Here is an 11,476-nt window from a genome sequence, read left to right on the forward strand (position 1 = left end):
GGCCTTTGTCCAACGGCAATTTCTTATTTGTTATCCGGCCAAGTGTGCCAGCAATCCGACGTCAGCTTAACAGACACGCTATGAGTGGGGTCTTTTTTGCGACCTGGGTAACATAACCCGGCGGAACTTTAGCGTTATCGACGCACATCGGACTGCTGCCCGGCTGTGCTAATCTGCCGGACTTTTCCACTCTGGGAGCCAAGAACGATGAAAGCGCGTGTGCAATGGGCCGGTGAAGCTCTGTTCCTCGGCGAGTCCGGTAGTGGCCATGCCGTGGTGATGGACGGTCCACCCGATGCCGGTGGTCGTAATCTCGGTGTGCGACCGATGGAGATGCTGCTGATCGGCCTCGGTGGCTGCAGCAACTTCGATGTGGTCAGCATTCTGCGCAAGGGCCGCCAGCCGGTCGAAAGCTGCGAAGTGTTCCTCGACGCCGAGCGCGCAGGCGAGGAGCCCAAGGTGTTCACCAAGATTCACCTGCACTTCGTGGTCAAGGGCCGTGGGCTGAAAGAGGCTCAGGTGAAAAGGGCGGTGGAGCTATCGGCGGAGAAGTACTGCTCGGCCTCGATCATGCTGGGTCGTGCCGGCGTCGATATTAGCCACGATTACGAAATCGTCGAGCTGGGCTGAGGTTCGCTGAAAATGACGAGGGCGCCAATGGCGCCCTCGTTCGTTTCAGATGCGGTAGGTGCTCTTGGTCATCACCTTCGACAGCAAGGTCATGCCGAACTTGATCGGCGCCGGACAGCGCACGCCGCCCGCCGCCAGGGCACTGTTGGCATGTTGCTGTTCGTCGATGCGCATCTGCTCGAGGATGGCGCGCGACTTGGCATCATGCTCGGGCAGTTGCTCCAGGTGCTCGTCCAGGTGTTTGCACACCTGATCCTCGGTGGCGGCGACAAAGCCGAGGCTGACGCGATCACTGACCAGGCCGGCGACGGCGCCAACGCCGAAAGACAGACCGTAAAACAGCGGGTTCAGCACGCTCGGGTGGCTACCCAGTTCACGAATGCGCTGCTCGCACCAAGCAAGGTGGTCGATTTCCTCATCGGCCGCATGCTCCATGGCGCTACGCACTTGCGGCAGCTTGGCGGTCAGCGCCTGGCCCTGATAGAGCGCCTGGGCGCACACTTCACCGGTGTGATTGATGCGCATCAGGCCGGCGACATGACGCGACTCCTCACTGCTCAGCTCGGTCTCGTTCTGCACGATGGCAGGCGAGGGGCGACTCGACGCGCCGCTGAATGGCAGCAGCGTGCGCAGCGCGGCATCGGCTTGCAGTAGCAGGCGGTCGACGGGGGAATACTGGCGTTCGCTGGCCATGGGGCACCTCCAGAGGTAACAACAGCGCTAGTCTACTGCAAAGTCGCCAGGTCGTCCGTGGCTCAGAGGCTGTTCTAAAGTCTCGCGAGCTAGGATCGTGCAAGGCAAAAACAGGCGAGGAAGCGGAGTGTACTTTTGTACATGAGCATTCCGAGCCTGTTTTTAACGCAGCAGGGCCGACGCGCAGCAGACTTAGGACAGTCTCTCAGGGTAGCTCGCGCAGCACGCGAAAGCCCAGGGCATAGTCGCGGTGATGCGGTTGCTTGAGGTCGCGCATGCTGCTGCGCAGGTAGACCGGGCCGCTGTTCCAGCCGCCGCCGCGCACCACGCGCGGGCTATTGTCGAGCAGGCCGGCACTCTGCGTTTCACTGCCGTCGAAGCGCTGCGTGTAGTTGGAAGCTGTCCATTCCCAGACATTGCCTGCAGTGTCATGCAGGCCGAAGCCATTGGCCGGAAACTGGCCAACAGCGGCTGTCTTGTTGCGCAGCAGGCGTGAGCTGGCGCAACCGCGGCAATGAGCGCGCGGTGCCTGTTCGTCGCTGTCGAGCGCGTCACCCCACCAGTAGTAGCTCTGGCTGCCGCCGCGTGCGGCATACTCCCATTCGGCTTCGGTCGGCAGGCGGTAGCGCGCACCTGTCTTGCGTGACAACCATTGGACGTAGGCATGGGCATCGCGCCAGGACACGTGGATCACCGGGCGCTGCGCGGAAAGGCCCCAGCCTTCGTTATCGGGCATGGGCAGCTCGTTGGCGTCGGCGTATTTCTGCCAGTCGGCGAAGGTGACTTCGTAGCGGCCCATGGCGAAGGGGCGATCGAAGGCAATGGTCCGTTGCGGGCGCTCGTTGTCATTGCCTCGTCCGCTGGCATCACCCATACGCAAGGTGCCGGCCGGAATCACCACCATTTCCGGGCCCTGGCCGCCGTTAGGTAAGGGGTCGCTGATGATGGTCTCGTTGGCGACGGCTGGTTGGCTCACCAGCAGTGCACAGGTTGCGATGGCAATGGAGGCGGCGACTGTGACGCAACGCGTGTTCAGCACTTGCACGGCGCGAGGCCTACGGCGACGATCTGCGTGTTTAGGCGATCCATACTGTGTGCTCCGGTCATGCCAAAGCGCAGATGGTAGCGCCGCCAGCCGGGTGGGCCAAATTTCACAAGGAGCAGGTGTTGAAGAACGATATTCATGATCTTGGGCTGGTGCTGGATTCCAAGGTCAAGCTGGTGGTGATCGAGTCCTGGGACGAGTTGCGCGTGCTGGAAACCCTGACTGGCCTGGCGGTCAGGCGTGGTCTCGGCCTGCACACCTGGTCGGTGACCGAGGGCTTGCAGCGCCTGGGCTTCGGTGGCGCGCCGGTCGATGAGTCGCCGACCGTGGAGCCGGAAGCGGCGCTGCGCATGATCAAGGCCGATCCGCAGCCGAACCTGTACGTGATGTGCGACCTGCATCCGTTTCTCGAGGACAATCCTCGGCTGGTGCGTCTGCTCAAGGAAATTGCCATGAGCGAGGCGGCGCATACGCCGACGCTGGTGCTGGTGTCGCATGCGCTCAAGCTGCCTGCCGAAGTACAGCGTTTCGCGGCTCGTTTCAGTCTCGCGCTGCCGTCGGAAGACGAGCTACTGAGCATCGTGCGTGACGAAGCGACGCGTTGGAGCGAAGGCAATCGCGGCGTACGCGAGCGTACCGACAACCGCACCTTGCAGCAGGTGGTGAAGAACCTGCGCGGCCTCAGCCATGCCGAGGCGCGGGCGCTGGCGCGCAACGTGATCTGCGACGACGGCGCGATCACTCAGGAAGACATCCCCGAACTGAACAAGACCAAGTTCCAGTTGCTGGATCTGGAGGGCGTGCTCAGCTTCGAATACGACACTGCACGCTTCGCCGAAGTCGGCGGGTTGGTCAACCTCAAGCGCTGGCTGGCCGGACGTCAGGCCGGCTTTCTCGAAGGCAAGCTCCTGGATGCGCCGAAAGGCGTGATGCTGGTCGGGGTACAGGGCGGTGGCAAGAGCCTGGCGGCCAAGGCGGTTGCCGGGCTCTGGGGCTTGCCGCTGCTGCGTCTGGACTTCGCCTGCCTGTACAACAAGTTCTTCGGCGAGACCGAGCGCAACCTGCGTGAGGCGCTGCGTCTGGCCGAACAGATGGCGCCCTGCGTGCTGTGGATGGACGAGGTGGAGAAAGGGCTTGCCAGTGGCGACCACGACGGCGGCGTGAGCCAGCGCGTGCTCGGCACCCTGCTGACCTGGATGGCCGAGCGCAAGGCACCGGTGTTCGTGGTGGCCACGGCCAATGCCATCGACCGTCTGCCGCCGGAACTGGTACGCAAGGGGCGCTTCGACGAGCTGTTCTTCGTCGACCTGCCCAGTGCCGAGGTGCGGGCCGACATCTTCCGTATCCACCTGCAGCGCCGTGAACTGGAACCAGACACCTTCGATCTCGCGCAACTGGCTGCTGCCAGCGAGGGCTACTCGGGTGCCGAGATCGAGCAGGCGGTGGTCAGCGCGCTCTACGCTGGTCAGGCGCAGCAGCAGGCGGTCGATCAGGGGTTGCTGCTGCGCGCGCTGCAGAGCACGGCGCCGCTGTCGGTGGTGATGGCCGAGCGCTTGATGGCGTTGCGCGAGTGGGCCGATGGGCGGACGGTCAATGCCGGCTGATCAGGCGCCGGTGAAGGGGCGGGTCAGGCGACCACTGAGTTTGCGTACCAGCCAGCGCGGCGCGAGGCGTGGACTCAGGGCCAGCAGGCGGTTGCGCCAGCCGGGAATGATGATGGCGCGGTTCTTTTCCAGTGCGCGAACGGTGATCAGCGCCACTTCTTCGGCGCTCATCATCAGCTTGCTGCCGGCAATCCGCGTGACGTCCATCTGCGCCGTACGGAAAAAGGCGCTGTGGGTCGGGCCAGGACAGAGTACTGACACACGCACGCCGCGGCCTCTCAGCTCCTCGCGCAAACCCTCGGAAAAATTCAGTACATAGGCCTTGCTGGCGTAGTAGCTGCTCATCCAGGGGCCGGGCTGAAAGGCCGCGACCGAGGCGACGTTGAGAATCTGCCCGCTGCCGTGCTCGGCCATGCGCTGACCGAGTGCGTGACACAGGCGGGTCAGCGCCAGCACGTTAACTTCCAGTTGCTCCAGCTCGCGACTCCAGTCCTGTTCCAGGAACGGACCTGCGCAGCCGAGGCCGGCGTTGTTCACCAGCAGATCGACATGCCACTGGCCTTCTTCCAGTTCCAGTAGCAGACCGGACAATTGCAGCGGCTCGCTAAGGTCGCAGAGACGAAACAGCACCTCGACGCCGAAGCGCTGGGCCAGCTCGCAGGCGATGCTTTCCAGTGCATCACGCCGGCGCGCCACCAGGATCAGGTTGCGCCCCCGGCGTGCCAGGGCTTCGGCCAAGGCCAGGCCAATGCCGCTGGACGCGCCGGTGATCAATGCATAGCTGCGCATGGTCGGGAATTACTGCTCCTGATACTCGGCGGCGCGCTCGACATAGCCCTGATACTGGGGAATGGCGATGGCAGCGACGATGCCGCTGATGGGGATGAGCAGGAACAACCAGGCCAGTACCTTGACTGCGGTGCTGTTGGGGGGCGGTGGCGGGCCGTAGCGGTTGACGCCTTGAGTGCCGGGGATGATCAGCATCAGCAGGGCGAACACGCTGCCGACTACCGGGATCAGGTGTACCAGCAGCAGCCAGCCGGACCAGCCGATGTCATGCAGACGCTGCACGCCGATGAAGATACCGATCACCACAGCTGCAATACTGACGATGCCCAGCGCCAACATGGCCAGGGTCGAGGACATGGCTGCAATGCCGGTACCGATCAACATGATCGGGATGAAACACAGCGTCATTGCCATCAGCCAGCCCAGGTAACGCACGCGGCCGATCCGGCCGCTGACGCCGAGGACCTTGAGCTCGGAGTACTGCGGCAATTGCTCGGCGACATTTGCCTGTGGCGGTGCGTAGGGCGATGCAGCCGCTGCGACAGGTACCGGGGCCGGAGCGGCTTCGGCCAACTGTGCCTGGCGCGCGAGGTATTTCTCGATGATGATGCCGCAGGCGGAGCACTCGCTCGCCTTGGCCTGCTCATGACCGCATTTGGGGCAGGTCATATGCGGTGTGGCCGCGTCTACAGCCTGCTCGGTTTCGGCTTCGGTTGGCACCAGGCTCAGGCTGGCGGCCTGATCCAGCTCCTTGCGCACCTTGGCCCCCGCCTTCTGCAGAGCATTGAGGTACTGCTCCGCCTCGCCTTCACCCAGATCACGCTTGAGCGCCACCGGCGTTCCGCTGAACAGACTGTCGATACGGGCAAGGTCGCTCTTGAACAGACGGGCCAGGTTTGTCTTGACCATTTCCAGCGATGCCTCGGGCATCAGTTGGCCGTCGAACACGATCTTGTAGCGCGGTTGATTCATGCGAGCTTCCTTGTCGGCGGGAAGTGGGGGGAGCGAGCGCCCGTTGAGCAGCAAGCGAGGCATAAGCCTAGAGTGCCGCGAGGCCAATATACAAGCGGCCTGAAGCGCCGCTCATGGCTATTGTTCAGCTGTTACCTATTGTGCTCCAGCGGCCGACCAGTTGGCCGCGGCGTAGTAGACGTATTTCGCTGAAATCGCCCAGCACGCCTTCGCTGATCGCGGGGCGCAGAAATACCCAATCGTTGTTCGTCAGTCGTGTGCCTTTACCACCCACCAGGCGCTCCTGGTTGGCGCTACGGCCGTAGAGTTCGTCGTAGTCGAGCCCGGCCGGTGAGACGGGCTGCGCCGGCCAGCGACCGCCGTAGAGGTAGTAGGCGTTCTCTCGGTTGGGGTTCCAGGCGCTGATCAGGGGGTGCAGCGGTTGCAGGTAGGGCAGGGCGCCGTCGACCGTCTTGAGTATGGGGCTGGCGATCCACAGGGCCGGCTGATGCTCCTTGAGCAGTGGCGTGTCGAACTCCGCGGGCTTGAGCAGGGCGGAACCGACGGCGACTTCATTGAGCGAAGTCTCCTGCTGGCTGTGCAGCAGGTAGGTCAGGCTGCCGGCACCGTTGAGCAGCGGCTTTGCTGGCCAAAGATCGCTGAACCCCTGAGCGCTGCTGATAAATAGTCGATAGCGCTCATCGGCCTCGCTGAATGCTCGTAACTGATTCTGCCAGGGTGGGCTGTGCGCGACATGCGCGTCATAACCCATCAGCCCCTGCAGACGCAGTGCCGGCTGCTGGCGAAGCTGCAGCAGCGCTTGAGCCAGCGTTTGCGGCGTGGCGAAACCGCCGCGCTCCAGGCCAACGCCGATTTCCAGCGCAATGCGCAGCGGTCGCCCCAGCGCCTTGGCCAGCTCACTGTATTGCATCAGGCGCTGCTGGCTGTCGATCAGCCAGGTCACCTGGCGGTCGGGATCGAAATCCAGGTGGTGCGCAAGCTGGCGATAGAAATTCAGCGCAGCGGCAACCGGCATGGGTTTGCCAAGCAGCAGGTCGGCCTGGGGAAAGCTCCTGGCCAGGTGGTTCAGTTGCGGCTGATGAAAGACCATGAAGCGCTGGGTCTGCAGGCGCTTGGCCAGGTATTCCAATAGGCCGGTGCTGGCCAGCGATTTGGCCACCAGGCGCAGTTGGAGGCGACCGCCCAGTCTTGCGGCCAGCAGGTCGGCGTTGGCGTCGAGCCGATCGAGGTCGAGCAGCAGGGTGGGGATGCCCTCGCCATCGCGCTGCAACTGCCGGTTGAGCTCGGCGAAGTAGGCGTCATGCTCGCGACCTCGATCAGTTGGGCGCAGTGCCCAGCCGCCGAGTAGACCGAGCGCGCCCAGGCCCAGCAGGTGGCGACGCTTCATCGCGGCCAGCGTTGCCCCAGCGCTTGGCTACGTGTCAGTGCGGCGCGATATTCGTGGTCGAGTCGCGACACCAGCTCCTGCACCGACGGCAGATCGTCGATGCCGCCGACGCCCTGGCCGGCCGACCAGACGGTTTTCCAGGCCTTGGCTTCTTCATCCATCGGCTTGAGCTTCTCGCCGTAGTTGATATCGCCCTTGTTCTGCAGCTGCTTCAGGTCGTAGCCGGCCTGTTCCAGACTCTGGCGCATGAAGCTGGCCGGTACACCGGACACGGCGGGTGTGTGAATGATGTCGGCGGCCCGCGCTTCGAGAATCATCGCCTTGTAATCGGCCGACGCGTTGTTCTCGGTCGTGGCGATGAAGCGGGTGCCCATATAGGCCAGGTCGGCACCGAGCAACTGCGCGGCGAGAATTTCGTGGCCGTGGTTGAGGCAGCCGGACAACAACACGGTCTTGTCGAAGAACTGACGAATCTCGGCCAGCAGGGCGAAGGGACTCCAGGTCCCGGCGTGGCCGCCAGCGCCGGCTGCCACGGCGATCAGGCCATCCACGTCGGCCTCGGCAGCTTTTTCGGCATGGCGGCGGGTGGTCACGTCATGAAACACCAGGCCGCCGTAGCTGTGCACCGCATCGACCACTTCCTTCACCGCGCCCAGACTGGTGATGACGATAGGCACGCGGCGTTCGACGCAGATGGCCAGGTCCGCCTGCAGGCGCGGGTTGCTGTTATGCACGATCAAATTGACGGCATAAGGCGCGGCGTTGCTTGCCAGGCTGGCTTCGATCTCATCGAGCCAGGCGGCGAAACCGGCGCTCTCGCGCTGGTTCAGCGCCGGAAAACTGCCGACGATGCCGCTGTTGCAGCAGGCACTGACCAGCGGCGGGTTGGACACCAGAAACATCGGCGCAGCTACCAGAGGCAGGCGCAGGCGTTGATCGAGCAGGGCAGGTAGAGACATGGCGAATTCCTCAGAAGGGGCGGACGACGACCAGGATGACGATGCCCAGCAGAGCCAGCACCGGCGCTTCATTGAACCAACGATAGAACACGTGACTGCGGCTGTTCTCGCCGCGGGCAAAGCGCTTGAGCTGAGCGCCGCACAGGTGGTGATAGATCACCAGCGCCACTACCAGGGTGAGCTTGGCGTGCATCCAGCCTTGCGTGAAGTAGTACGCCGAATTGAGGCTGAGTAACCAGATGCCCAGGCCAAGCGTGGCGATCATCGAGGGGATCATGATGCCGCGATACAGCTTGCGCTCCATGATGCAGAAACGTTCGTGACTGGCGGCGTCGCTGCTCATGGCGTGATAGACGAACAGGCGCGGCAGATAGAACAGGCCGGCGAACCAGCAGACCATGGCGATGATGTGCAGAGCCTTGAGCCAGAGATAGAGCATTTTCGCTTCCCGCACTGAAAAATGGCCTCGATAGTAGAGGCAACTGACGGTCTGCGTCACCTCCGCGGTTGGAGCTTGGCCGATGCGGCTTTATCATCGGCAACTTTCCAATGGCTTTTGCAAAGGGGCATGTGATGATCAAGGTCGGTATCGTCGGCGGCACGGGCTACACCGGTGTCGAATTGCTGCGTCTGCTGGCGCAACACCCGCAGGCAGAGGTGACCGTGATTACTTCCCGTTCCGAGGCCGGCCTGCGCGTCGATGAGATGTACCCCAATCTGCGCGGCCATTACCCCGAGCTCGCGTTCAGCGTGCCGGATGTCGCCACCCTGGGCGCTTGTGATGTGGTGTTCTTCGCCACCCCGCATGGTGTGGCCCATGCCCTGGCTGGTGAGTTGCTCGCTGCCGGTACGCGGGTGATCGATCTGTCCGCCGATTTTCGTCTGCAGGACGCCGAGGAGTGGGCCAAGTGGTACGGCCAGCCGCACGGCGCCCCCGAGCTGCTGAGCGAGGCGGTGTATGGTCTGCCCGAGGTCAATCGTGAGGCGATCAAGACTGCGCGCCTGATCGCCGTACCCGGCTGCTACCCGACCGCTACTCAGCTGGGGCTGATCCCGCTGCTTGAAGCTGGACTGGCTGAGACCGGTAGCCTGATCGCCGACTGCAAGAGCGGTGTCAGCGGTGCCGGTCGTGGCGCCAGCGTTGGTTCACTGTTCTGTGAGGCCGGCGAGAGCATGAAAGCCTACTCGGTCAAGGGCCACCGCCACCTGCCGGAAATTCGCCAGGGGCTGCGCCAGGCAGCAGGTAGCGATGTCGGCCTTACCTTCGTACCACACCTGACGCCGATGATTCGTGGCATTCACGCTACCCTGTATGCGCGCGTGGCCGATACCTCGGTCGATCTGCAGGCACTGTTCGAGAAGCGTTACGCCGGCGAGCCTTTCGTCGATGTGATGCCGGCGGGCAGCCACCCGGAAACCCGCAGCGTGCGCGGAGGCAACGTTTGCCGCATCGCCGTGCACCGTCCGCAGGGCGGCGACCTGGTGGTGGTGCTCTCGGTGATCGACAACCTGGTCAAGGGGGCCTCCGGCCAGGCGGTGCAGAACATGAACATCCTCTTCGGTCTCGACGAGCGTCTCGGCCTGTCGCACGCGGCCCTGCTGCCGTGATACCGGGCTGGGAGGTCCGCCTCAGCGATCCGCGTCGTGAGCGCAGACGCCGTTGGCTGCAACTGCTGCTGGTGCTCGCCGTACCGGCGGCCTTTGCCCTGGGATGGTACTGGCCACAGGTGCAGCCTCAGCAGACGCCCGAAGATACGCACGCACTGCTGACCCGTGTTGCCGAACAGGAGCAGGAACTGGAGCTGTTGCGCCAGCGCCTGGCTGTGGTCGGCAGTAGCGACAAGGTCACTCAGCAGGCCATGGAGCAGAATCGCCGCACCATCAAACTGCTGGAGGAGCAGATCTTCAAGCAGCAGCAGGATCTGGCCTTCTATAAAGGCGTGTTGGCACCTGCCAGTCGTCGTGAAGGCATTCGCATTCGCGCCTTTGAGCTGCAAGCCACGGACGCGCCGCAGCGATTCCGCTACAAATTGCTGATGAGCCGAGTCGGTACCAGTGATGAGGCATTGCAGGGGCGCTTGCGTATCACGGTCGAAGGACTGCAGGACGGTAAGCCGGCCATGTTGGAGCTGGCGGCGTTGTCCGACGAGGTCAGCGAGAGCAGCATTGCCTTCTCCTTCAAGCACTTCCAGTCCTTCCCCGAAGCGGGTCGTTTCGGCGAGCTACAACTACCTGAGGGCTTCGAGCCGCGTCAGGTCAAGGTTCAGGCGGAGGTCGAGGGTGACAAACCGCTGAGCCGTACATTCGAATGGATAAAATCAGGAGCGATAGCCACCCATGTGGAGTAAAGACAAGACCAAACCCGACTTGCAGCGCTTCAGCGGTAAGACCAGCCTGATTGCCGTTGGCGCCGAGCTGGTAGGCGACATGCGCTTTCAGGGCGCGGTGCAAGTGGATGGTCGGGTCACCGGTAATCTGTTGGCTACCGAAGGGCTGGTGCGCGTGAGTGCAGGCGGCCTGGTTGAAGGTGAGATACGCGCACCCCATATAGTGATCGATGGAGAGGTGAGTGGTGATGTGTTCGCCAGCGGCCATCTTGAGCTGGGTTCACGCTCCCGGGTTCGCGGCAACCTGCATTACGGCCTGATGGAGATGGCCATGGGGGCGCAGATCGAGGGGCGCCTCTGTCACCTCAAGGATGGTGAGCGGCCACTCGAGCTTCCCGCTGCGCTGGAAGTCGAGCAATAGTTGACCAATTTCGTCGGGCAAGCGGATAATGCACGCCCAAAGCAGTATGGCGCATGGCGCCGGGAGTCCAGAATGAGCGTCGAAACCTTCACCCCTGCCCCCTTGCACTTTACCCAAGGCGCGGCCAGCAAGGTGAAGAACCTGGTCGATGAAGAGGGCAATCCGCGCCTGAAGCTGCGCGTGTTCGTCACGGGCGGCGGCTGCTCGGGCTTTCAGTACGGCTTTACCTTCGATGAGGACGTGGCCGAGGACGACACCATCGTCGAGCGTGAAGGCGTGAGTCTGGTGGTCGATGCCATGAGCTTCCAGTATCTGGCTGGTTCGGAGGTCGATTATCAGGAAGGGCTGGAAGGTTCGCGTTTCGTGATCAAGAACCCCAATGCCACCACCACCTGTGGTTGCGGGTCGTCTTTCTCGATCTGAATGCTTCGCCTGATGACAGACGCCGCGCTCGATGCGCGGCGTTTTCGTTGTGCGCCAGGCATGGCGCGTAGCGCCGTGACTGGCGCTGTTCGGTTCACAGTGGTGGTGGACTGGACGACTTGGAGGTGAAAGTCCTCTACACACCCGGCAAGGGGAAGTGTTAGCCAGAGGCAAGGGTGTCGCGGGCGACTGCGAATCTGAAGGAAGCCCGAGGCAAAATGCTGGC

General features: G+C 63.1%; 13 protein-coding genes. 6 read left to right on the forward strand and 7 right to left on the reverse strand.

The window, feature by feature from the left end:
- Positions 1 to 207: 207 nt before the first annotated feature.
- Complete coding sequence (locus PSOLE_RS17320; RefSeq protein ID WP_017675647.1) at positions 208 to 630, forward strand: OsmC family protein; 423 nt, start codon at positions 208 to 210, stop codon at positions 628 to 630.
- A gap of 45 nt (positions 631 to 675) precedes the next feature.
- Here the strand turns inward: PSOLE_RS17320 and coq7 are convergent, their stop codons facing one another.
- Both coq7 and PSOLE_RS17330 read right to left on the reverse strand, forming a co-directional pair.
- On the reverse strand, positions 676 to 1,323 hold the full coding sequence (gene coq7, locus PSOLE_RS17325; protein WP_074858656.1) for a 2-polyprenyl-3-methyl-6-methoxy-1,4-benzoquinone monooxygenase: 648 nt from the start codon (positions 1,321 to 1,323) through the stop codon (positions 676 to 678).
- Positions 1,324 to 1,528: 205 nt separating this feature from the next.
- Positions 1,529 to 2,299 carry a formylglycine-generating enzyme family protein gene (locus tag PSOLE_RS17330; RefSeq protein WP_244597220.1) on the reverse strand — a complete coding sequence of 257 codons (771 nt, stop codon included), beginning with the start codon at positions 2,297 to 2,299 and terminating at the stop codon, positions 1,529 to 1,531.
- A gap of 191 nt (positions 2,300 to 2,490) precedes the next feature.
- On the opposite strand from PSOLE_RS17330, the gene PSOLE_RS17335 reads away from it, so the two are divergent.
- Positions 2,491 to 3,972 (forward strand): AAA family ATPase, encoded by a 1,482-nt coding sequence (locus tag PSOLE_RS17335; protein WP_088339332.1) that lies wholly within the window; start codon positions 2,491 to 2,493, stop codon positions 3,970 to 3,972.
- Here the strand turns inward: PSOLE_RS17335 and PSOLE_RS17340 are convergent, their stop codons facing one another.
- From PSOLE_RS17340 to hemJ, 5 genes are all read right to left on the reverse strand, one after another.
- Positions 3,973 to 4,761 carry an SDR family NAD(P)-dependent oxidoreductase gene (locus PSOLE_RS17340; protein ID WP_074858650.1) on the reverse strand — a complete coding sequence of 263 codons (789 nt, stop codon included), beginning with the start codon at positions 4,759 to 4,761 and terminating at the stop codon, positions 3,973 to 3,975.
- Between the two features lie 9 nt (positions 4,762 to 4,770).
- On the reverse strand, positions 4,771 to 5,733 hold the full coding sequence (locus PSOLE_RS17345; RefSeq protein ID WP_039965202.1) for a DUF805 domain-containing protein: 963 nt from the start codon (positions 5,731 to 5,733) through the stop codon (positions 4,771 to 4,773).
- Between the two features lie 124 nt (positions 5,734 to 5,857).
- Entirely contained in the window at positions 5,858 to 7,120 is a 1,263-nt protein-coding gene (locus PSOLE_RS17350) for an alanine racemase (protein ID WP_074858647.1), read from the reverse strand.
- Positions 7,117 to 8,079: an NAD(P)H-dependent flavin oxidoreductase gene (locus PSOLE_RS17355; RefSeq protein WP_074858644.1), complete on the reverse strand. Its 963-nt coding sequence runs from the start codon at positions 8,077 to 8,079 to the stop codon at positions 7,117 to 7,119. Before PSOLE_RS17355 ends, PSOLE_RS17350 begins: the two co-directional genes overlap by 4 nt.
- 10 nt (positions 8,080 to 8,089) lie before the next feature.
- Entirely contained in the window at positions 8,090 to 8,518 is a 429-nt protein-coding gene (hemJ, locus tag PSOLE_RS17360) for a protoporphyrinogen oxidase HemJ (RefSeq protein ID WP_017675639.1), read from the reverse strand.
- A gap of 134 nt (positions 8,519 to 8,652) precedes the next feature.
- Here hemJ and argC point away from each other — a divergent pair, with 134 nt between their 5' ends.
- The 4 genes from argC (at position 8,653) to erpA (ending at position 11,250) form a co-directional block, all read left to right on the forward strand.
- Positions 8,653 to 9,687 carry an N-acetyl-gamma-glutamyl-phosphate reductase gene (gene argC / locus PSOLE_RS17365; protein ID WP_003463435.1) on the forward strand — a complete coding sequence of 345 codons (1,035 nt, stop codon included), beginning with the start codon at positions 8,653 to 8,655 and terminating at the stop codon, positions 9,685 to 9,687.
- Complete coding sequence (locus tag PSOLE_RS17370) at positions 9,684 to 10,427, forward strand: DUF6776 family protein (protein ID WP_242408763.1); 744 nt, start codon at positions 9,684 to 9,686, stop codon at positions 10,425 to 10,427. Before argC ends, PSOLE_RS17370 begins: the two co-directional genes overlap by 4 nt.
- Positions 10,417 to 10,827 (forward strand): bactofilin family protein, encoded by a 411-nt coding sequence (locus PSOLE_RS17375; protein ID WP_074858641.1) that lies wholly within the window; start codon positions 10,417 to 10,419, stop codon positions 10,825 to 10,827. Before PSOLE_RS17370 ends, PSOLE_RS17375 begins: the two co-directional genes overlap by 11 nt.
- A 72-nt stretch (positions 10,828 to 10,899) precedes the next feature.
- Positions 10,900 to 11,250, forward strand: coding sequence for an iron-sulfur cluster insertion protein ErpA (gene erpA, locus PSOLE_RS17380; RefSeq protein ID WP_003463426.1), 351 nt, complete (start codon positions 10,900 to 10,902; stop codon positions 11,248 to 11,250).
- Positions 11,251 to 11,476: the final 226 nt, after the last annotated feature.

The organism is Pseudomonas oleovorans subsp. oleovorans (assembly GCF_002197815.1).
Classification (GTDB): domain Bacteria; phylum Pseudomonadota; class Gammaproteobacteria; order Pseudomonadales; family Pseudomonadaceae; genus Aquipseudomonas; species Aquipseudomonas oleovorans.

Excerpts from the sequence above, each read along its gene's own strand:
- PSOLE_RS17345 (WP_039965202.1), bottom strand. The coding sequence starts at position 5,733 with ATGAATCAACCGCGCTACAAGATCGTGTTCGACGGCCAACTGATGCCC.
- hemJ (WP_017675639.1), bottom strand. The coding sequence starts at position 8,518 with ATGCTCTATCTCTGGCTCAAGGCTCTGCACATCATCGCCATGGTCTGC.
- PSOLE_RS17320 (WP_017675647.1), top strand. The coding sequence starts at position 208 with ATGAAAGCGCGTGTGCAATGGGCCGGTGAAGCTCTGTTCCTCGGCGAG.
- erpA (WP_003463426.1), top strand. The coding sequence starts at position 10,900 with ATGAGCGTCGAAACCTTCACCCCTGCCCCCTTGCACTTTACCCAAGGC.
- coq7 (WP_074858656.1), bottom strand. The coding sequence starts at position 1,323 with ATGGCCAGCGAACGCCAGTATTCCCCCGTCGACCGCCTGCTACTGCAA.
- argC (WP_003463435.1), top strand. The coding sequence starts at position 8,653 with ATGATCAAGGTCGGTATCGTCGGCGGCACGGGCTACACCGGTGTCGAA.
- PSOLE_RS17350 (WP_074858647.1), bottom strand. The coding sequence starts at position 7,120 with ATGAAGCGTCGCCACCTGCTGGGCCTGGGCGCGCTCGGTCTACTCGGC.
- PSOLE_RS17355 (WP_074858644.1), bottom strand. The coding sequence starts at position 8,079 with ATGTCTCTACCTGCCCTGCTCGATCAACGCCTGCGCCTGCCTCTGGTA.
- PSOLE_RS17340 (WP_074858650.1), bottom strand. The coding sequence starts at position 4,761 with ATGCGCAGCTATGCATTGATCACCGGCGCGTCCAGCGGCATTGGCCTG.
- PSOLE_RS17375 (WP_074858641.1), top strand. The coding sequence starts at position 10,417 with ATGTGGAGTAAAGACAAGACCAAACCCGACTTGCAGCGCTTCAGCGGT.